Here is a 21,723-nt window from a genome sequence, read left to right on the forward strand (position 1 = left end):
AGTGCGCCGGAGCCCTATACACGACCTTGTAGGTCGTTTATTCCAGTAGAGAGCAGCGAAGCAACTGAGCTCGCTCAACTCCCTACATACCAGTACGCGCCGACACTATGTCAGCAGGCCCAATCCTTGCATTGACGGATAGGTGTTGATCCATCTACCAAGGCACGAGCAATGTCGAATCCACAAGAAATCGTTGAACTTACACATCACGTTAAAAAGCTCGCGACGAACAAAATATCAGACATTAACGACATAAATAGAGAGACCACGTTTCTCGCGCTCAATGCACTGATTGAGGCGGCGCGTGCCGGCGATGCCGGCAAGGGATTCGCTGTCGTAGCAAACCAGGTCAAGCACGTGTCAACACGAATTTCAGACATTACGACAGTACTCAACAAGGAACTCGCAGGTTCGTTGTCGAAACTGACGGAACTGGCTGACGGCATGATTGAGCGTGTGCGCTCACACGAGGGGCAGCGATGCACCGATCTTGCGCTGAATATGATCGATATCATCGACCGGAACCTGTATGAGCGATCGTGCGACGTCCGTTGGTGGGCCACCGATTCGGCTGTGGTCGACTGCCTAGCCAATCGAAATGCCGCGGCTCAAGAATATGCTTCCCGTCGATTGTCGGTCATTCTGGATAGCTATACCGTATATCTGGATCTCTGGATCGTAGACGCTGGAGGGACCGTGGTGGCCAACGGTCACCCTGGTACCTATCCTGTCATTGGCAAAAATATCGCCAGTGCCAGATGGTTTATGGACGCAATGAAAACCGCGTCGGGATCAGATTTCGTAGCTGCGGACGTGGAAGCGCTCCCGCAGTTAGGAGGTGCACACGTAGCTACCTATGCCACGGCAATTCGTGAACGGGGCGCAGTTGATGGTCAACCAGTGGGCGCCCTCATCATTTTTTTCGACTGGACACCACAGGCCTCCGCAGTCGTACGCGGGGTGCGCCTTAGCGACGACGAGTGGGCACGGAGCCGCTGCATGATTGTGGACTCGACGTTTCGCATTATCGCGAGCTCCGATGAAAAGGGAATATTGAACGAACCGTTCCGCCTCATCACTGAGGGAAAAGCACGCGGATCTTACCGGTTATCGGACGGGCGGACAGTCTCTTTCGCAGTGACACCCGGGTACGAAAGCTACCGCGGACTAGGTTGGTACGGTGTAGTCATACAGACACCGACTGCCTGACGTCACCTCAGCATTGCCGGTGCCAGCGTTGACCTGATGTTCGGAAAGCGCCTCTTCTTTGAGCGTGTTCCGGTGCCCGCCTGTTTACACCGAAGTAGGTGGACACCATCATGGCGACGTCACCTGCTCAAAGCATGGATGTCCACGAACTAGCGCTTACCGTCAAAAGGCCGCGCACCTCGTGTCCGCAACATCAATCCTGTGCTCCAGAACCATCCTCAATCAAAAGGTCCAACAGTTTCTGGGCGTACATTGGCAACGCGTGCCTGTCGATCACGCATATGTGCAGATCTCGCTCTGCCCAGTCATCATTAAGCGGCACGATTTTCAGTGCCATCGTCTTTGCATGTCGGGCTGCCGTTCCCTCGGGCATGATACCTACACCCACATTAGCCTCGATCATGCGGCAGGCCGCTTCAAAGTTGCTGACTTGGATGCGAAGCCGCAATGAGCGCTGTAGCCCCGCAGCAGCCCGTTTCAGGAAGTTGTGAATCGCGCTCGCCTCGGGAAGACCAACGAAGTCGTAATCAAGTGTCTCCTCAAAATTGACGCTCGGTCCTTGCGCAAGGGGATGACTCAAACTCGTTGCCAAAACGAGTCGCTCGCAGCGATAAGGGATGAACTCCATGACTTCCGTGCGCACCGTCCCGGCAACGATACCAATGTCAGCTATGCCTTCTTGCACCCCCCTGACAATGTCGGCACTTAGCCGCTCGTGTAAGTCAACAGTCACATCCGGGTAGTTAATAAGGTACGTGCGCAAGACAGCGGGGAGAAATTCAGTCGTGCCCGTAGTATTCGCTAGCATGCGAACGTGCCCCTTCACACCAGTCGAGAACTCCTGAAGGTCCACTCTTAGCAATTCCAACTGACGGAGGACACGCCGTGCGTGGCTTAAAAGCGTCTCGCCCGCAGCAGTCAGTTGCACCCCCTGATTGGTACGGGTTAGAAGCTTTACACGTACATGCTCTTCCAGATTCTTGATGCGCGTACTGGCCGCGGGGAGTGAAAGGTGCGAGCGTTCGGCTCCACGCGTAAGGCTGCTTGCTTCCGCTATGTTTGCGAACAGTTTAAGGTCGACTACGTCAAAATGCACAGGTCTACCCGACAAGGTCGTATTACATTCAAACGTTCCATCCGCCCGTCTTGCCAGGTGCACGGCGCACAATCCGTTGTGGCCAACTCCCAGAATTCAGTGACACGTCACGCGCCGGGATACTGCTGCCTCCGTGGTTTGCCGCCATTTCCTGTTCAATGGCAAACGCGCGTTGTTCACTTAATCTGTCCGGACGGCCTCTTACTCGCTCTCCCGGTCGCCGAAGAGCCGTTTGATGTCAGGTGCACTCGGCTTCAACAACGGCGTGCGTGGAATTTCAGAGAGGATCTTGAAGCTGGCAGGTATCTGATAAGGTAGAAGCCTTTCCAAAAGAAACGTCCGCAATTCGACCGATTCGAGATAGGGCACTCCCTGCTTCAGCGTCATCACGGCAACCGGTACCTCACCCAGCCGTCGATCCGGGACACCGACGACAACGGCCTCCTTGACGGCCGGATGTTCGCCGATGGCGCGCGCAATGTCATCCGGATGAATCTTGAATCCGCCTCGATTAATGGCGTTATCGGCACGGCCCTTAATCCATAGAAAGTTATCCGCATCAAGAATCGCACGGTCGGTTGTGCGCACCCATTTCAGTGCATCGCCGAACTGACTACTGCGAAGTTCCAGGATGCCCTCTTCGCCAAAAGGGAGGACTTCATGGCTTTCGGCGTCCACAACTCGTGCTTCAACGTTCGGCTGCATCCTGCCGACGCTGCCTCTCTTTGAGGTGTAATGGCTGTGGAAATCCTTGATGGTCCAGCCCGCAACCCCACCGGCAAATTCGGTCGCGCCATATTGGACCAGCACAGGAATCCCGTACAGGTCAAGAAATGCGTCCACGATGGCAGGGTCCACAGGCGCAGTCCCGGAACGGAGTGCGATGAGACTGGACAGGCGTTCCCGTGGTACTTCTGCGTCGAGAATCATCCGCAGAGCGGTAGGAGGAAGGTTTGCGACTTTCGAACCATGGCGTTCGACAGCCTCAACCCACTGATCGACCTGAAACTTCTCGTGCAGAACGAGTTTGCGGCCGTCGGCAAGCGTTGTAAGCGCTCCGAAAATGCCACTAATATGGGTTAGCGGCGCCGTTACTATGCGCACACCAGAACGCAGCGATGGGTCCTCCTTCGAACCACTTTCATACTTGCGCCCCTGCACGAAGCTTTCATCCATGCTCTGACGGCTCAGTGCGATCCGCTTAGGTGTTCCCGTCGTGCCGCTCGTCAACATCTCGATCAGCACTTCAGGGTTTAGTCTACCGGCAAGGGGCTTGACTTCGGATGAACTATTGCGCCACCCCACTTCTCCATCGATTCTGGTGGGCAGCTGCAACATCGGAATACTTGCGGCGGTCGCTGCCTCTGCGATCTCCGGAACGCCAAGATCCGTATCGGTGCCGATCAGTATTGTTGGGACCTGGCTGGCAATGTCAATGGCAAGACGTTCCGGACCCATCAGCGGATTGAATGCGACAGCACAACGATTCGACGCAATGCAGGCAAGAAAAGCTGCAAGGTGCGGCGCCCGGCTTCGCAAAAGCAGGCCTACTCTCGCTCCCTCCGCAACCCCCGACTCATTCATAAGCGCCTGCACCTGCCGGGACAATGCGGATAGTTGACCCCACGTGCTCCAAGTACCTTCAGCTTCGACTGCATATGCGTCGGGGTCAATCGTAGTGACCTCCTGCAGAAAACGCTCGATGATCATAACTGTCCCGCAAGTGTAAGAGTTCCGGAAACCATGGTCGCCAATACAGACGACCTGCCAGCTTTAAACATATAGATAAGTTAGATATAAATCAACTGTCGCTATCGCCGGGCTTCGTCAGCTTGTCCATTCACATCGGATCTGGCTTGCGCCATGTTGTCACGTGGAAGACCCGCGCTGCACTGCCGCTCGCTCGCGCAAACCAAGTCCTGCGACAAGGCCCAGAGCCAGGAGCACAGGAATAGGGACGGCACGAAACACCTGCCGAGCGGACCAGCCCGATTGAAGCAGAAGGCCAATGATGAAGGGGCCTGTCAGAGCTCCAACACGTCCAACGCCAGCGGTGATCGCCAGACCTCCGGTGCGTGCATGAGTGGGAAAGAGACGACCGATAAGTCCGTTCGACGCATATAGCGGTCCGTTTAGAAAGACTCCGGAGATGATCACACTGAGCATGAACATGTCGCCACCAACGGGTGCGGCCACCATGCCGGCAAAACCCGTGCAAGCGAGCACGAGGAACGTCAGCAATACGGTGTATGGGTTGTGCGTGCGCTCAATACACGCTGCACAGATGAAGCCGCCAAATACTCCCCCGAGCTTGAACCACCCAACGGACGCGCTCGTACGAAAAGCAGTCGCACCCGCGCTATCCACAAAGATCGGCAACCATTGCATCAGCACATAGATAACGAACGCTACGAGGAACGTACTGATCCACAGCGGAATGGCGATATGAGCTCGACCGGACGCCAGCACATTGGCCAAGCCAATTTTCGTCTTGGTATCCTCGCTTGAAATAAACGTTGCCAGATTCGGAAATGAAGCGTGGGGATCAATCCGCTTCAGGATGCGCCGTATTTCGCTGTCTTGCCCCGAACGCTGAGCCATGAATCGAACCGACTCTGGTAGCACAGCCATTAGAAGCACGCATAGCATAAGAGTGGCAGCTCCGCCTACATAGAAAACAGAGCGCCAACCAGATTCGGGGATCAGCCATGCGGCTATGAATCCGGTGGCAGCCACACCAAGTCCGAACCCGGCCGAAACTACCATCACTGCTGTAGCTGATGCTCGTTTGGGCGCAACTTCGGCCGCGTAAGCGTAGGTGACCGTAACGGCAACACCCAGCGCCATTCCGGCGCCGAGACGCAAAGCAAGCAGTTGGGAGAACGTCCCGGCGAGTGCATGGCCGGCGCTCAACGCGGCGGAAATCAGCAGTGAGATGATGAGTAGCGGCCTGCGTCCGATCCGGTCAGCATACGGAGCCATCGCGAAGGCGGCGACAATGCCCCCCAGCATGGTTGTTGCGAAAATTGCTCCTAACTGCGCCGGTTGTAGCGCCATCTCGAGGCGCAACATGGGCCCCGCAACAGCCACGGCCTGAGTGTCGAACCCGTCGATAAAGGTGGCAAAAAAGCACAATCCGAGAAGAAACCGCTGGTACTGACTGAACTCCGCATTGTCGACGAATCCGTGTACGTCGATCCGCTGCGGATGTTCCGTTTTTTCTTGCTGGATGATGGCCAATCAGATCTCCTATATGGTGGTCGTGTCGTTGCCCCAGTCCAGGCGAACGTGGTTTCGCATTGAACGTCCCACCCGATACTTGACACCTCGAAGGCTTCCGACCGGGAGCCGGTTATCGTCCCGCACCGCCGAAAATGTCCCCGTACCAGCGCGATCAACAGCGGCAATACGTCAGCGAAACGATTTATTGATCGGACATGCCTACCGTGGATGGGGCGTGCCAACTCTTAACCTACGTGGCGCACGCCTTCGATGCCACACGATCGGCAATGCATTCACTTCGAAATACGTCAAAGAGCGCTGCACTCTCCATAGTTAACGTAGTTACATACGTTAACTACGTCAAGCTAGGGTAATCCAGTGTCGCTTGCCTCTCCCCGCAAGCGACCCAACGCCGCATTAGCGCTCCTGCGCGTGGTCCGTAGAACGCGCATCGTAATCAGACGTGTTCGGCTCACAAAGACGTTCCCCTATCCTGAAAAGAGGATTTCGCGCCTACCCCGGACATGGGTCGAAATGCGTCGCGATGCTGAATCCGATTCGGCACATCAACACGCATCGGCAAGCGAATCGTCAGACCTTCCGCGTTACGCGTGACGTCGCGGGATCGTCTACCGACCACCCCCGCTATGTGCTGGGCGGCTGTGTCGCTCACTGGCTAGACACATGGATGAATCTCGCATCGGCTTGGCGGCGGATGGGCACCATCGTCCTGCTACTCGTCTTCGGCGCGGTGGCAGCACTCAAGGGCAAGCCTCTTCTGTTCGTAGTCACTGATGTCGTGCTACTGGCCCGGGCAACGGTCTCGCGATTGTCGGGCCTTCGACGAAAGACATTTTCGTCAATACCTTCGCTTGTCGTGCACGTCCGCACCAGATGATGAGTATCGTGGCAATCGATCATCAAGCGCCGCAACTACAAGCTAGTCAACGTGCACCGGCCGTTGCCGTCTAACCCACAAGGGCCGCGGTACCGCGAGCGAGTCAGCGCGCAAAGTCTGTTCGCGTGACGCGACTGAGGGAAATGCCACTTGCGCTTCTGTACAATTGTATATATAAGTTAACTAATTCTCACATGGAAGCCGTTCGTGTTGACGGCATAAGGCGCATCGAAGCGAGACCCCAGATGCACGTGAGGGTGCGGTGGCGTAACGCTGCGCAATAAAGGAGACGACGTGTCCAAAACTTTCGATGTAGAGGTACCTGTTCTGATTGTCGGCGGCGGCGGTGCCGGTCTGACGTCTTCGATCCTGCTGTCCCGGCTTGGGGTTAAGTCGCTTCTCGTTTCGCGTTTTCCCGAAACATCCAGAATGCCGAAAGCGCACGTGTTGAATCAGCGAAGCATGGAAATCTTCGCGGACGCTGGTGTCGCCCCCACCATTTCCGCGCGCAGCACACCCGCAGAACAGTTCAAGGGTTTCGGCTGGTATTCAGGACTTGGTGGTGGCGGTCCCGCTGACGCGCACGGACGACGACTGGCCTTTGCGGAGGCATGGGGCGGAGGATTCTCCGATCCTGACTATATTGCCGCCAGCCCATACCCGTCGGCAAACCTGCCGCTGATCCGCCTGGAGCCGATTCTTAAACAGTACGCTGAAGAAAATGCGCTTGCGGACGTCCGCTTCAATCACGAACTACTGACGTTCGAGCAAGACGAAACTGGCGTCACGTCCACGATCCTTGATCACGCGAGTGGGTCAACCTACAGGGTCAGGTCAGCATATCTGTTCGGTGCTGATGGCGGACGCACCGTTGGAAATCTGGTCGGCATAGACATGGGTGGCATCGCCAAACTGAAAAAAATGTTTATGGTCCATATGTCTGCAGACCTGTCCAGCTACTTCAACGACCCAGAAGTCGAGTTCCGCTTTGTTTTCAATCCCGAACATCCCGAACACCTGCATTTTGGCGTGGTTCTGGTCGCCATGGGTCCAGACAATTGGGGCCATCGGTCTGAGGAATGGAGCGTCACCATGTCCTTCAACCCGGATGACCCGAACCCGGATGACGTGGACATCGTCAACTGGCTGAGGGAGACCCTGGGGATTCCTGATTTCAATCCCACGATTCATCACAAGGCCGAATGGTGGATGGAAACCGTGCTGGCCGAACGCTTCAGAAGCGGGCGCGTCTTTCTGCTAGGTGACGCGGCGCATCGGCACCCGCCAACCGGTGGGCTGGGACTGAATAGCGCCATCCACGACGCCTACAATCTTTGCTGGAAAGTTGCCGCAGTCCTCGCAAACCGTGCAGGAGACGGATTGCTGGATACCTACGAGGTTGAGCGCCGCAAGGTGGACGCGGACAACATCGAAACGGCAGTGCGTGCTGCCCAGAATCTCCAGAACATGTCGGAAGCTCTGGGCGTCTCACCTGAAAAGAGCGTCGACGAAAACTGGGCGGCACTACGCCTCTTCTGGGAAGACCTTCCCGGTTCCGAGGAACGGCGCCACGTATTCAGCACTTACATTGGTCAGCGGACGCTTGAATATCGCCAGCACAACACCGACTTCGGCTTTACATACGACTCGGCTGCCATCGTCGCTGACGGGTCGCCAGCGCCCGAGCCTCTGGACAAAGTACGCCTGTACGAACCAAGCACGCGCCCAGGTTCCCAGTTGCCACACGCCTGGGTATTGCGCGCCGGAGAACGACTGGCGTTGCGCTCGCTGATCCACGATGGTCATTTCGTGCTAATCGCTGGCGAGGACGGCCACGACTGGGTGGAGGCTGCACGCAAGTTGTCCGCAGAAACGGGCATCCCGCTACGCGCGGCGACCGTCGGCGTTGACAAAGGGGATCTGATCGACTTTAGGCTGGCCTGGCTTAAGAACCGCGAAATAGCCGCAGATGGCGCTGTGCTTGTCCGGCCTGACGGCTTTATCGCTTTTCGGACGTTACAACGGACAGAAGATCCGCAGGCCACGCTGGCATCGGCGTTAGCCCAGATCCTGTCCACCCCCATTCATGAACAAGCAGGAGAAAACTATGCGACTAGGTAACCTTTCGGGCAGGCTTACGCTGTTCACTGACAAGGGCGCCATTGACGTTGAACAAGCCAGTGACGGTCGCTTCGCTTCCGATCCCCAGGCTATCTATGATCGCTGGGGCGAGTTTGTAGGGTGGCACGCGCAGACGTCCCTCGACTCTCAGGTCACTCCGTTTTCAAACGATGATCTAGGTCCGCCAGCACCGCGGCCTCGACAGGTCTTTGCCATTGGCGCGAACTACCGTGCTCATGCAGCGGAAGGCAACTTCCCCGTTCCGGAGTTTCCGATGGTATTTACGAAATGGGTTTCTTCCTTCATCGGGCCCGTTGCGAAAATTGTTGTTCCCGGAGATACCGTCGACTGGGAAACGGAGCTCGTCGTCGTCGTTGGGAAGCAGGCGCACAACGTCGCGGATGGACAAGGCTGGCAATACGTCGCCGGTCTGACTGCGGGGCAGGATGTCACGGAGCGGACAGTCCAGCTTCGAGGCAACGCGCCGCAGTTTGCCCCGAGCAAGTCCTTCCCCGGCTTCAGTCCGTCAGGTCCGTGGCTCGTAACGCCCGATGAGTTTGCCGATCCAGGAAACTTGGCCATCGGCTGCACACTCAACGGTGAACAGATGCAGAACGCCAGGACCTCGGACATGGTATTTCCGGTTCCGCGCATCATTGAAGAGTTATCGCGCATCGTGACGCTTGAACCGGGAGACGTGATCTTCACGGGCACGCCGGCCGGTGTTGGCCTGCACTGCAATCCTCCGCGTTTCCTTCGCCCGGGCGACGAACTCGTCACCACCATCGAAGGCATTGGGCAGATGCACCATCGCTTTGTCGCCAACTGATTCTGGAGTCAGGTATGTCACTCCACCGTATTACCGATATCACTCTCGGCGTTCCCGATCTACGGGAAGCCATCGAGTACTACACGCAGTTCGGATTGATCGCCCAGCCAGTCGGGCAAAATGGTGACCAATGGTTTGGTACCGTTGACGGCGGCGATCGCCAATTGCGCCTCGTTCGAGCGCCGGTTCGGCGGCTCGTTTCACTTGGTATTGGCGCTGATGACCTCGATGACCTCTCACGCATCACCGCAGCACTGCAGCGACTGCAGGTGGCCAGCCACATCGAAGACAACGCGCTTTTCACAAAAGAGCCAATTACTGGCCTTGATGTGACTGTTTCCGTTGTCCCGCGTGTCATTCCCAAATCATTCGTGTTGCCGGCATATAACTATCCCGGCAGCATCGGTCGCCCCAATGACCGGGCACCGGCTGCGTTGCGCACGGCTCCCGTTCGGCCGCGCCGGCTTGGACATATCGGTATTGGATCTGTTGACTCGTCCACGACCAGGCGATTTTTCATGGAAGGACTTGGCTTCAAGCTGTCGGATCAGGTAAAGGACTACGCGACCTTCATGCGTTGCTCGACCGACCATCACAATGTCGTTGTTCAGACGGCGCCAGTCAACTTCCTTCATCACACGTCGTGGGAGGTTGAGGATATCGACGAAATCGGACGCGGTGCCCGCGCGATGCTCGAGGGCCATCCCGAGCGACACACGTGGGGCATTGGCCGGCACTGGGTCGGCTCCAACTTCTTCTACTACTTTCGCGATCCGGCCGGGAATCTGAGCGAATACTACTCAGACATGGACGAGATCAATGATGATCAGCTCTGGAAACCCGGTGTGTTTGAAGTCGCTGAAGCAGCCAACGTCTGGGGACCGCCGATGCCGCCGTCGCTCATCGAGCCTGATGATCTGGCAGAACTTATGGCCGGTCTCCATTGATCTGCCTCCACCTTGAGTAAACATCCATGGCTCGCGTCTCTTACTTATCAGCGTCGGACCTTTCCGAACAGGATAGGCCGCTTCTTCTGGGCAACCCACAACGCGTCGTGTCAGTATTACCCCCGGACGCGCCAGCGAAAACCGATACCCCTGCGAATATCTACCGTGCCATAGCCAACAGTCCCGACGGCCTTCGCCATTGGGCTGTGCTTGGACGATGGTTTCAGCAAGGATCAGAATTGCCTGCGCGGCTCCGCGAGCTGGCAATCCTTCAGGTTGGCTATTTGACAAAAACGCCCTACCAATGGAGTCACCATGTCGAGATTGGCCGAAAAGCAGGATTGTCTGATGATGACATTCGAAGCCTGATTGCTGCGACAAACGGGCGCGCACATGGACTCGGCGAACTTGAGACCCTGGTCCTTCTCGCGACCCGCGAGATCACACAGCAGCATCGGATGTCCGACGAAACGTGGAGCAAGCTTTTAACCAAGCTGGGGACTCCTCGCCTCGTCGACCTGACCCTTCTCATTTCACACGCTAACGCGGTGATTCGCGTGCTCGCCACACTTGACGTTGACGTAGAGCCGGAATTTCAGCCATTTCTGGAGGAATTCCCGCTATCGCAATAAGTGTGACCGCAACTTCACGCAAGTATCGCTTGAGCAAAACACGGGAAATACCGCGACGGACAATTCGCCCGTGCGGTCCCCACCCCAACCAGGAGAAAAACTATGTCAGATCCTGACACTCACTCACGCGCCGCGCTAATCAGGCAAATGTATGTCGCAAGCGACAGCGGTGACGTCGAAGGACTGCTGGAACGATTGGACGACGACATCGTGCTGGTTTTCAGTAACTCAGAGCCTGTGCACGGCAAAGAAGCGGTCAAGTCGACGGCAGGCCAGGTCACGACCAAGTTGAAAGGCGTACGCCATGAAATCCATGAGCTTTGGAGTGCGGCCGAAGATGCCGATGTCATCATCGCCCGCATGACGGTTCACTACACGCGATTTGACGGAACTACTGTCAGCCTTCCTTGCTGCAACGTCTACCGTATGAAAGGAGACCTAATCGGCGAATATCGCGTATACATGGATATCAATCCAGTCTTCGCCTGAGACGAAATTCCAGGAAGTTATCGGGTGACTGTCAGAGCCCGACTGATGCAGTGGCTGTGACGTCACCCTTCTCAACGGATAAGACCCATGACTCACGTTCCGTCCCAAGCCTCGACGGACCAGTCTTTTACAGCGCGGGGATCACATCCTGTGCAATCTTTCCGCTCATGATGCCGTCGAAGTTGCAACGGTCATCGATGGCCATCAAGGTTTGCGGATCTGCAGGAACCGCACAGATGTTGAAATCAATCCCGTGACTGAAGCTAACCAGCCGCATCTCGCCGAATGGCGCAGTCACCTTTTTTGAAAAGGTCGCAGCGTCGGTGAGAACTGGAATGTTGTCCGGAATCGCATCGGTGATGACCGCACTATCGCATGTCAGTTTCTGCTTCCTGCCCAGATCGTAGGTGAGATCAACTATCACAGTTGCGCCATTATTGTCAGCACTGAGCAAGGTCGTACGGCTCGTAACCTTCGCAACACCCCATGCGCATGAGGTCGTACTCAGCATCAGGTAGCCGATAGGTCCCTTTCGTCCCCTCGACGTGGCGTAAGAAACCCTTCCTCTCCATTGCCTCATGAAGATTGTCATAGTCCGCATCGCCGTCGTGCAGTTCGACGCGTGTGGTAAATGAAGCCACTATCTCGCCTTGTTATTCTGTTACCGTGCTGGTAATTACTTTTGAAGGCCGTCTGAGAAACCCAGCGAATTGAAGACACCCTTCGATGGCACAGATCTTGGGGCACAGCTACATGAGCCTCGTCTAACGTTGAAGGTTCTCGAAAATCGCTGCTATACCTTGCCCGCCTCCAATACACATTGTCACGAGCGCGTAACGTCCTCTGATACGTAGAAGCTCCGACAGCGCCTTCACCGTGATAATGGCGCCCGTCGCTCCGATGGGGTGGCCAAGCGAAATACCGGAACCATTCGGATTAACCTTGGCCGGGTCGAGTTTGAGCTCTCGAGTCACCGCGCAGGCCTGTGCCGCAAAAGCCTCATTTGCCTCAATCACATCGAGATCATCAATCGTAAGACCGGCGCGTCGTAGCGCCAAACGCGTCGCAGGAACCGGACCGATGCCCATGTACAGTGGATCGACGCCTGCATGAGCATAGGCCACGAGCCTCGCAATAGGCTTAATGTGGTGTTTTCTTGCCGCCTCGTTTTCCATAAGAACCAAGGCGGCGGCTGCATCGTTGATCCCCGATGCGTTGCCAGCCGTGACCGTGCCACCTGTAGTCTGAAATGCAGGGCGTAGCTTGCTGAGTTCGCCAATGTCAAGGTCCGAACGAACGTGTTCGTCTTTGTCAAAGGTGATATCTCGTCCCTTGATCTTCAGTTTGATAGGTACGATCTGACCATCAAACTTACCTTCCGCGATCGCGTGCGCCGCTCGGCGATGAGACTCCAGCGCGAGTTCGTCCTGCTCTTCGCGCGTAATGCCGAACTTCTCCGCAACTTTTTCGGCGGTCACACCCATGTGGACGCCGTGAAAAGGGTCGCTCAACACGCCAACCATCATGTCCACCAATCGGGCATCACCCATGCGCACGCCGAAACGAACATCAGTCGCGGCATAGGGAGCACGGCTCATGTTTTCGGCACCGCCGCCAACTGCGACATCGGTGTCGCCGAGCAGGATAGATTGTGCGGCGGAGACAATTGCCTGAAGTCCTGAGCCGCAGAGCCGGTTGACTGTTAGCGCCGGGGTTGACTCTGGAACGCCCCCCTGAATCGCAGCCACCCGGGCGAGATACATGTCCTTCGGCTCGGTCGTGATCACATTGCCGAATACGACGTGCCCGACCAACTCACCAGGCACACGACCTCGTGCTAAAGCTTCCCGTAGGACAATCGCACCGAGTTCGGCGGGCGGTACGTCTTTGAGGCTCCCTCCGAATTTGCCAATGGCAGTGCGAACACCGCTGACGACGACTACATCACGTTGCATGTTCATGCCCTTGCCTCACAAGATACGCGAGAGAGGCGTTGCGCTCGCCTCCCCTTAGAGCGACCGTGACCTGCGGTAAGCTACGCACGGCCGGCCCCACCGTTTCAGGTTGTCTGGCCGCGGAGTCTCCCCCTGGCGCCGTCAATCTTCCCGCGAATCGGCTATTCGAAGAAGTGGCCACGAGAATCGTGGCCACCGTCACACCGATCAGAGCTGCAAGCCGCCATCCACCGAAAGCGACTGCCCCGTCACGAATTTCGCTCGCTGTGAACAAAGGAACGCCACAGCGTTGCCAATGTCATCACCGCTGCCAATCTCCTGCATGGGCGTGGCAGCCTTCACTGCATCGATAAACGAACGATCACCGCTTTCATAAAGCGCCGCATGTCCAATCCCGGCATCAATGCAGCCCGGCGCAACACAGTTTGCGCGAATGCCAAATCTCCCCTCCTCCTTTGCGATGCCGCGCATCAAGGTCTCGATCGCCGCCTTTGGCGCGGCCGAGAGGATGTCGGCAAGCGGAATTCGCTCAACTGCGCAGGTCGTTACAGCACACAGCGCCCCACCGGAGTCGCGCATGTGCGGCAACGAAGCGCTCATCAAATTGAAGCAGCCGTTTGCATCGTCTGCCAACGTCCGTGCCCACTCTTCCGGCGTAATGCTGGCGATGTATTCCACCTTGAACGACGGACCGGCTGCATAGACAACGGTATGAATCCGCCCGTACCGCTCCCGCGTTTCGGCCAGATACTTCTTGACAGCGTTTGCGTCGGTGAGATCAAGCTTTGACGCCCACACCTGTCGCCCAGTCGCACGGAGCTCTTCGACAACCTTTTGCGCCTTCGCCTCATTGCTGCGGTACGTTAGCGCAATATCGCAACCATCAGCGGCCAACGCGGCACTGATCGCGGCCCCAAGACCCCCGCTACCGCCCGCCACCACCGCGACCCCATTGGGAAACCATGTGCTCATTACCATCTCCGAAAAATATACATAGTTAACGTATATAACTATGTGTGATCAGTCAAGCGGCAGGCCCGCTTCGCGTCGGCCGCCCTCATGGGCGGCATCTACGCAAGCAAAATCCTTGACTCACCACCGTAATGGCGCGGTCGACACGCAGTGCATTGCGCGGCCACGCCGGTATAGAAAGACTGCCCGCCCATCATCGCGAAACGCGAAAACGTCTGATGGAATGCAGTGTCCAACTCGTTGCTCTAGTCGTGCGGCATTGCGTCCAGGATGACGGTTTTCGTCTCAAGAAACGGCAACAAGCCTTCTGTTCCACCCTCGCGCCCAATGCCGGACTGCTTGAAGCCGCCGAAAGCGATACTGAAGTCTGTCCGGAACGAATTGTGGCCGACCGTTCCCGATCGCAATCGGCGCGCAACGGTATAGGCTCGGTCTACATCGTTAGTGAATACTGAGGCATTAAGCCCGTAAATTGAGTCATTCGCGATTTCGACGGCTTGCGCTTCATTTTCGGCAGGAATGACAGTGAGAACCGGCCCGAAGATCTCTTCGCGCGCGATCGTCGAATGGTTGTCGACAAATCCGAACACCGTCGGTTCGAAATAGAATCCTCGATCGAGATGCTTGGGTCGTCCGCCACCGGCTGCCAGAATCGCACCTTCTGCCTTGCCACGTTCAATGTAATGTTCGACACGGTCACGCTGGCGACGCATAGCGAGCGGGCCCATCTGCGTGCCGGCATCGAACGGGTCACCGACCTTGATCGACCCGAATGAGGCACTAAGCGCATCCAGTAGCGCGTTATGGCGTTCACGCGTGACTACGATCCGGGTCAGAGAGGAACATACCTGTCCGGTAAGAAATCCGGCCATCTGGGATATGGTGCGCGCAGCGGTATCAACGTCATAGTCGTCCAGAATCACTGCGGCCGATTTGCCACCCAGTTCGAGCGTACAGCGTGCAACGCGCTCCCCGCAGATCGAACCGATCCGTCGACCGGCGGCAGTCGACCCTGTGAAAGTGACCTTGTCAACGTCGGGATGACGAACAAGAAGTTCGGACACTTCGCGCTCTGCCGTAATGACATTGACCACGCCGGCGGGCAAACCGATCTTTTCACAGATCTCCGCGAAAACATAGGCTGCCGCGGGTGCCTCCGGGGAAGGCTTGAGCACAACAGTGCATCCCGCTAGCAGAGCAGGCGCGACCTTCCACGCGATACAGATAGACGGTCCGTTCCAGGGTATGATCGCAGCTACGACACCTACCGGTTCACGCACCAGAAGACCAACATTTCCCGTCGCAGGTTTGCGCTCCTCAACGAAGGGGTAGGTGTCAGCCAGGTCGGCGTAGTAGTTAAACACTCCCGCGAGTCCCGGAAAACGCGACCTGGCAATACTGTTGACGATCCCCGATTCCGTTGTCCAGATGTCAGCTAGATCGCCGCCGCGCGTCGCGATCTCACGCGCGATTGCTCGAAGGTAGTCGGCGCGCTGATGGTGACTTAACCGGGGCCACGGCCCTTCGTCGAACGCCTTGCGAGCAGCAGCGACAGCGCGGTTCATGTCATCTTCTTGTGCTTCAGGCACCCGGACGAACAGTTCTTCCGTCCCGCTGTTGATCACGTCGATCGTTTTTGCCCCCGATGGTGAGGTCCAGACTCCGTCGATAAACAAACAGTCCGGATGCTGAAGAGGCACGCCTGAGAGTGTTGCGTCGGTCATGAAAGTTGTCTCCGTCTATGCCGATAAACTATTGCGCTGTATATGCGCCGTCCGCTGCAAGAATGGCGCCGTTGACGAATGACGCGTCGTCAGAGCACAGGAAGAGCACGCATTGGGCGATTTCGCGAGGCTCGGCAAGCCTGCCGCTTCCAGGGTAAAGCGTCTGCATACGTGCAGCCCATTCTTCTTCCGAGAACCGCGCCATGTTTGTCTTGTTCATGTTGGTCGCCGTTGCACCGGGGGCGACGGCATTGACGCGGATGCCTTTCATTCCATATTCAATCGCCGCAATCTTGGTCAGTCCAGCGACTGCGTGCTTGGACGCGACGTACGCACTGCAGTTTTTCACAGCCACAAGTCCTGAGGCAGAGCAGGCGTTGACGATAGCGCCACCGCCAGTCTTGATCATCGCCGGGATTGCATACTTCATCCCGAGCCAGACGCCTTTCGCATTAACGCCCATCACTGCATCAAAGCGGCTTTCGTCCAGATCACACATTGGCGAAAAGTCGACAAGACCAGCGTTATTAAACAGGATATCTAGCCGTCCAAATGTTGCGACGACGAGATCAACCATGGACGCGACCTGATCCGACTTCGTGACATCCACTGTCACCGCAATGGCCTTCCCACCTTCTTCCGCGATCAATCCAACCGTCTCGGCAGCCGCAGCGCTATTGACGTCTGCAACAGCTACCGCGGCACCTTCGCGCGCGAACAAAAGTGCCGTCACGCGACCGATTCCATCAGCCGCCCCCGTCACTATCGCGACCTTTCCCTCAAACCGTCCGTTCATTGTGCTCCTCCATGTCAATACCAGTAGTTAATATGAGTAGTTACTGTGGTGGCTCAAGTCCGAAATACACGACCGATATCGTGCATCCCTTCGACCCTGTCTTCCAGGCGTGCATCGCGGCGGGTATCACAACGCAGTCTCCCGCCTGCAATATGACCTCATCCTCTTCGAGAGCAAGCGTGACCTCGCCCTGAAGAACGATGTCGTAGTCGAGGGTTGCCGTATGGTGAAACGGCGTGCTAAGTCCGGCGTCAAAGGAAAAGACCGCCCATCGCGTAGCGGCCGCAGGCAGTTCAATATCCAGCCACGCGGAATCCCTTCCACGGCGTGGACCGACTACCTCAGGAGGCTGCTGTTCTGTGCTCCAAACACGATTCCATTGAACTCCGGGCAAGCGCGGCGTCATTCCGTCTTCCACATCGCGAATCTCAGTCACCTTCGATTGACCGTCTTCTCCTAGGCCAACCACAACAAACCTCGACATATCACCTCCCACATTTCGCGTTTCATGTCTCGCCTTTTGACTTCAAGGTCATCAGTCCCGTGCGAAGGCCTCATCACGCCGCAGTGCACGACGGAGATCGTGCAAGCCAAAGAGCCAGTTCTCCAGGAGTGAATCGCCGCCGGAATGAAGGCATGGTCACCGACGCGCAACGTCAGTTCACCATCTTCCAGTCCAAGCGCGACCTCTCCCTGAAGAACGACAACAAGATCACACGTTGACGCGCCACGAAGTGGCGTCGCATGACCAGGTTCGAACGAAAGCATCGTCCATCGGGTCGGGCCTGGGGCGATCTCGATATCCGGAACCGTTGCGTCGTGACGCCGGCCCGGGGCCGGGCGCGGTTCGCGCGACATGTGCAACAGATCGCGCACCCGCGCATCGTAAAGATATGACGATATGCCGCCAGACACATCGCGTATATCGACGACACGCGAGCGCCCGTCATCGCCATGACCAACAATAGCTAGCCTTGACATTTGAAGCAGCACTGCAAGGCGCAGGACCCTATCACTGGCATCATCAACCTATCTAACTAGTTTATATGTTTGATGTTGTAGTTATAGCGTCCAACCTGAGTCGGGTCAAGCAAAAAGTCTCTTTAAGGTAGCCAATTGGGCCATGACCGCGCTCCACGCAATCGGCGGAATTGGCACACGACCGGCGTGTTTGGGTGCGTGCTGACCGGCGCTGGCGGGAATGCGCCCCGTGATGTGCCCTGAAGCAGAAAGGCTGCGGAGTGGAGCCGCTACACCTTCACGATACATGCACGAATTGAGGTCTATCTGCGGATGGCGCACTTGGCTGGAGACCGCCGGTTGGGAAGGTGATTAAAATGCCGCCGGCGCAGGGAGATATTTGTGTGAGCGACTCGCCGAACAGCGATATACGCGTCGCCAACCGTGAAGGTCGCCGTGATAGAAAACCCGGAGGATAGGACGATAGGAAATGTCGCAGGGCTCCCGTGATGCTGAGGCAAAGGCCCGGACAATGCCTTGATAGACACGCCTCGATAAGCGCACGTATTGAGACTGCACTAACCTGGATAATTTCAGGAAGACTGTGCCTGCTGCACAGGAACCGAAGAACGTCAGATGCGCGCAGCCACACAATGGCACTGTGTGGGGACGTAACTGCGCTTTTCTCGTCAGTCGACCGCGATCACGTCAGAATGTATCCGGCGGATGCTTTCAGTCGACGGCAACAACCCGGCTCACGCGACACTGACTTGCGACTCAGGGGATAAAGGATACGGCCGCATAACCTGGTGCTTCTGGAAAGCGACAAACCTAGGGAACCTCACATCCGAAGCATCCGCACATGTCATCGACTGTGTTACCGCACGGGTCAGCTAGTGGCAGGCGAGGAAAACACGGCAGCCTTCTTGTCGCACGCCAGATGTCGATTTGGAACCGCAACGCGGCCTGCCCCCGGGGCTGATCAGGCCCAGACTTCTTCCTGCAATATGTCGACCACCGACGTATGCGCCAAGCCTTGCAGGAAAAACTCTCCCGCCTTGGCCATGTGGGCACGCCAGTGTTTCTCCGCATCGTCCCCGCGCCCCGCCTCAATGTACTCGATAAGGCGCTCCTGGGACCGCACTCCCGCTTTCGAACGCTTCAGCGTAACTGCGGGATCCTCAGGCGGTCGGGTCCGATGAGCCAGTTGATTGTGTTTGTTGACGAGATCATGAAGTGCAATCCCCACCAGAGCAAAAGTCTGATTGCCGCACTGTTCCATAAGCGTGCGATGGAACTCTGCCGCAAAGCCAGTTATCACCAGACTTTTCTTCAGCTCCTCCTGCTCCGCGACGACATGCTGACGGAGAGCGGCAGCAGCCTCTACTGGCCTCGTTTCCGCGGCAAGCCGCGCAGCCTGGGGTTCAATCATGGAGCGTGCGGCATAAATGTCGCCCAGCGTTGCGCCCCGCGTCTGTAGGGCCACACCCATGGCACGTGATACGAAGTCGACGCTGGGCGCCTTGATCCGTGCACCGCCCCGTGCACCTCTGGCAACGCTGATAAGGTTTTCGAACTCGAGAATGCGGATGGCTTCCCGGATTGTCGGACGCGATACCTCAAACATTTCGATAAGCTTCGCTTCGGACGGCAAATTCTCACCTAGCGAGCCCTCGACGATCGCGCGCCTGATTTTGCCGGCTACGAGCTCAGCGATCTTGGGGATGCGCATTTGCGAATTGGGCTTGAGGTCGGACATGGAGAAATCTCGCTAAGGCTAGGTGTCACGAGCCGGATCCCGCTGCGCAGCGTCTGCGCATTTTCACTGATCCATGCATCGAAAACGTAAGTATAAGTTAGATAAGTATAAGTTGGACCCTTTGCGGTTATCAAGCTGGATTTGCCATGAGGGGATCGGACACGACGAGAAGCCAGGAACTCGTGATTGAAAATCGACCGGTATTCGTCGGATCATCATGCACCCGTCCCCACGCTAATTTCCGGTAAACCGCGGAGGCCGTTTTTCCCGAAAATGCGCGATACCCTCTGCAAAATCTTCACTTAGCAGACTGGCCTTGGTCTCGTTCATTGACAGAGAAAGAGCTTTGGCGAACGACTGGCTGCGTGCCTGCCAGAGCTGCCATTTGATAATTCGCGTCGAGCGGGGCGACGCATTGGCGGCAATATCCCGCGCGTATGCAAGGGCCTCCTGCAAAAGTCGCTCGGGCGCGCTGAGATGATCGACGAGCCCCATCCGACGTGCGTCATCGGCGACCACCTTGCGGCCTGATAGCAAAATATCAGCTGCCGCGCCTGCGCCCACCAATGCTGCAAGGCTGGAGGCCAGACCGATCTCGGCTACCAACCCACGCTTCGCGAACGGGGCAACAAAAACCGCCTGTTCGCTCGCAAAGCGGATGTCACACAGCACGGCGAGGGCAAGGCCGATGCCAGCACACGGTCCATTGACCGCGGCGATTACGGGCTGCGGTAACGCCTGGGGGGCACAGTAACGGGTCAGGACCTCCTGAGGCGCCTGGCCAACGAGTGCGCGATATGCCCCTTGCACCTCTCCCTCGCGCGGCACGGGAGCACTGCCCTTTTTCTCGGAAAAGCCCGAGAGCCTTTCCATATCCGCGCCGGAGCAAAATCCTCTACCGGCACCCGTTAGCACGACCGCACGCACGTTCTGATCCTGGGCTATACGGACCATAGTCCGGTCAAACTGGCGGCCCATCTCATTGCCCATTGCGTTAAGACGTTCGGGGCGATTTAGGGTAACGAGAGCGACTCCGTGTTCTACCTGACACGTTACGTATTCCGGAACGTGATGGTTCTCGTCTTCGATGTCTTGCATAGTTGGAAACATCTCGCCCCCCTCAGGCACGATCAGAATGCAGGACGGCAAGTTCCTGCGTGCGCTCGCCACCAGCGAGATGACGCAACATGATGGCCCGCTTCAGGAACAGATGCAGTCCACTTTCCGCCGCAAATCCAACACCACCGTGGACCTGGATCGCGACAGTTGCGTTGTTAAAGGCGGCGTCCATCGCGTAGGAGCATGCGGCTGCAACATGGAAGTCCGCGTCAGGGGCATCATCGCCCAGGGCGATGGCGGCAAAATACAGCTGCGAACTGGCGGCTTCTGAACGCAGCGCCATGTCGGCGCAATGGTGCGAAATCGCCTGAAAGGCTCCAATAGGTTTCCCGAACTGTTCGCGGATCTTGGCGTAATCCACCGCACGCTCTAACGTAATCCTTGCAATGCCGGTCAACTGGGCAGCAATTAGCAGACTAGCCGTTCGCCATAGGCGATGATCCCCGCCCGCCGTGCTGTATAACGCTGACGCGACGCCTGAAGCTCTCACGAGGTCAACTGTCTCGTCCGTCGACTGGACAACATCGCGTCGGATGAAGTCATGCGCCTCTGCGACCACGCATCCTGATGAAGAGATGCCAACGACTAACGCATCGTCGGCACGCGTCAGAAGGTGGAACTCCCCTGTTAAACCTCCATCCGCGACATTACCACCCAGTGAGCTGGCAAACGCGACCTGCTTGACGCCCGTTACAATCCGCTGGGCAAGAACCGTGTCACCAGCTTCCGCGGCAAGGCGTGCTGCCAGCGCTGCTGCGAGTACATTGGGCGAGACCAGCTGGCGTGCAAGCTCGATGTACATCAGCGCCTCATCCGTGATGGGAAAACCTGATCCCCCCACGGATTCATCGAGCCCCATACCAATGCATCCAAGCTCCGCAAGAACGCTCCACTCGGGCACACCCTGACTCGTATTCGCTCTAGCTTTTGCTATTGCGTTTGCGACCGTGCCGATAAACTCAGACTGACCTTCTGTAGGCAAGATATCGATCATG

Annotated in this window: 18 protein-coding genes; 6 read left to right on the forward strand and 12 right to left on the reverse strand. The window is 57.0% G+C overall.

The genetic code is table 11. The features are described 5' to 3' along the window. Positions 1–171: 171 nt before the first annotated feature. Positions 172–1,209 carry a methyl-accepting chemotaxis protein gene (locus tag P3T25_RS26680; protein WP_429359581.1) on the forward strand — a complete coding sequence of 346 codons (1,038 nt, stop codon included), beginning with the start codon at positions 172–174 and terminating at the stop codon, positions 1,207–1,209. 193 nt (positions 1,210–1,402) lie between these two features. Here the strand turns inward: P3T25_RS26680 and P3T25_RS26685 are convergent, their stop codons facing one another. The 3 genes from P3T25_RS26685 to P3T25_RS26695 all read right to left on the reverse strand — a co-directional run bounded on the left by P3T25_RS26685 (position 1,403) and on the right by P3T25_RS26695 (position 5,545). Further along, on the reverse strand, positions 1,403–2,305 hold the full coding sequence (locus P3T25_RS26685; RefSeq protein ID WP_429359583.1) for a LysR family transcriptional regulator: 903 nt from the start codon (positions 2,303–2,305) through the stop codon (positions 1,403–1,405). A gap of 201 nt (positions 2,306–2,506) precedes the next feature. Further along, positions 2,507–4,015, reverse strand: coding sequence for a class I adenylate-forming enzyme family protein (locus P3T25_RS26690; RefSeq protein ID WP_429359585.1), 1,509 nt, complete (start codon positions 4,013–4,015; stop codon positions 2,507–2,509). A 159-nt stretch (positions 4,016–4,174) separates the two neighbouring features. After that, complete coding sequence (locus P3T25_RS26695; RefSeq protein WP_429359587.1) at positions 4,175–5,545, reverse strand: MFS transporter; 1,371 nt, start codon at positions 5,543–5,545, stop codon at positions 4,175–4,177. Between the two features lie 1,174 nt (positions 5,546–6,719). Between P3T25_RS26695 and P3T25_RS26700 the strand changes: the two genes are divergently transcribed. From P3T25_RS26700 to P3T25_RS26720, 5 genes are all read left to right on the forward strand, one after another. Next, complete coding sequence (locus P3T25_RS26700; RefSeq protein ID WP_429359589.1) at positions 6,720–8,546, forward strand: FAD-dependent monooxygenase; 1,827 nt, start codon at positions 6,720–6,722, stop codon at positions 8,544–8,546. Further along, positions 8,533–9,375 carry a fumarylacetoacetate hydrolase family protein gene (locus P3T25_RS26705; RefSeq protein WP_429359591.1) on the forward strand — a complete coding sequence of 281 codons (843 nt, stop codon included), beginning with the start codon at positions 8,533–8,535 and terminating at the stop codon, positions 9,373–9,375. Before P3T25_RS26700 ends, P3T25_RS26705 begins: the two co-directional genes overlap by 14 nt. 14 nt (positions 9,376–9,389) lie before the next feature. Continuing rightward, a complete protein-coding gene (locus P3T25_RS26710; protein ID WP_429359593.1) occupies positions 9,390–10,322 on the forward strand; it encodes a VOC family protein in 933 nt (310 codons plus the stop codon). A 26-nt stretch (positions 10,323–10,348) separates the two neighbouring features. Then, on the forward strand, positions 10,349–10,954 hold the full coding sequence (locus tag P3T25_RS26715) for a carboxymuconolactone decarboxylase family protein (RefSeq protein WP_429359595.1): 606 nt from the start codon (positions 10,349–10,351) through the stop codon (positions 10,952–10,954). A gap of 102 nt (positions 10,955–11,056) precedes the next feature. After that, positions 11,057–11,443, forward strand: a complete 387-nt coding sequence (locus tag P3T25_RS26720) for a nuclear transport factor 2 family protein (protein WP_429359597.1) — start codon at positions 11,057–11,059, stop codon at positions 11,441–11,443. Between the two features lie 127 nt (positions 11,444–11,570). On the opposite strand, the gene P3T25_RS26725 is transcribed toward P3T25_RS26720, so the two are convergent. The 9 genes from P3T25_RS26725 to P3T25_RS26765 all read right to left on the reverse strand — a co-directional run bounded on the left by P3T25_RS26725 (position 11,571) and on the right by P3T25_RS26765 (position 21,722). Next, complete coding sequence (locus P3T25_RS26725) at positions 11,571–11,897, reverse strand: hypothetical protein (RefSeq protein WP_429359599.1); 327 nt, start codon at positions 11,895–11,897, stop codon at positions 11,571–11,573. 310 nt (positions 11,898–12,207) lie between these two features. After that, positions 12,208–13,398, reverse strand: a complete 1,191-nt coding sequence (gene bktB, locus P3T25_RS26730) for a beta-ketothiolase BktB (protein WP_429359721.1) — start codon at positions 13,396–13,398, stop codon at positions 12,208–12,210. 207 nt (positions 13,399–13,605) lie between these two features. Next, positions 13,606–14,370, reverse strand: a complete 765-nt coding sequence (locus tag P3T25_RS26735) for an SDR family NAD(P)-dependent oxidoreductase (RefSeq protein WP_429359601.1) — start codon at positions 14,368–14,370, stop codon at positions 13,606–13,608. Between the two features lie 245 nt (positions 14,371–14,615). Then, the gene (locus P3T25_RS26740; protein WP_429359603.1) at positions 14,616–16,094 is read right to left on the reverse strand and encodes an aldehyde dehydrogenase; all 1,479 of its coding nucleotides are present in this window, start codon (positions 16,092–16,094) and stop codon (positions 14,616–14,618) included. A 28-nt stretch (positions 16,095–16,122) separates the two neighbouring features. Continuing rightward, the gene (locus tag P3T25_RS26745) at positions 16,123–16,890 is read right to left on the reverse strand and encodes an SDR family NAD(P)-dependent oxidoreductase (protein ID WP_429359605.1); all 768 of its coding nucleotides are present in this window, start codon (positions 16,888–16,890) and stop codon (positions 16,123–16,125) included. A gap of 40 nt (positions 16,891–16,930) precedes the next feature. After that, positions 16,931–17,374: a cupin domain-containing protein gene (locus tag P3T25_RS26750; protein ID WP_429359607.1), complete on the reverse strand. Its 444-nt coding sequence runs from the start codon at positions 17,372–17,374 to the stop codon at positions 16,931–16,933. Between the two features lie 1,458 nt (positions 17,375–18,832). Next, complete coding sequence (locus P3T25_RS26755) at positions 18,833–19,609, reverse strand: FadR/GntR family transcriptional regulator (protein ID WP_429359609.1); 777 nt, start codon at positions 19,607–19,609, stop codon at positions 18,833–18,835. 234 nt (positions 19,610–19,843) lie between these two features. After that, positions 19,844–20,707: an enoyl-CoA hydratase-related protein gene (locus P3T25_RS26760; protein WP_429359611.1), complete on the reverse strand. Its 864-nt coding sequence runs from the start codon at positions 20,705–20,707 to the stop codon at positions 19,844–19,846. A gap of 22 nt (positions 20,708–20,729) precedes the next feature. Beyond that, entirely contained in the window at positions 20,730–21,722 is a 993-nt protein-coding gene (locus P3T25_RS26765; protein ID WP_429359613.1) for an acyl-CoA dehydrogenase family protein, read from the reverse strand. Position 21,723 lies beyond the last annotated feature (1 nt).

Origin of the sequence: Paraburkholderia sp. GAS32 (genome assembly GCF_050434225.1) — a bacterium.
Classification (GTDB): domain Bacteria; phylum Pseudomonadota; class Gammaproteobacteria; order Burkholderiales; family Burkholderiaceae; genus Paraburkholderia; species Paraburkholderia madseniana.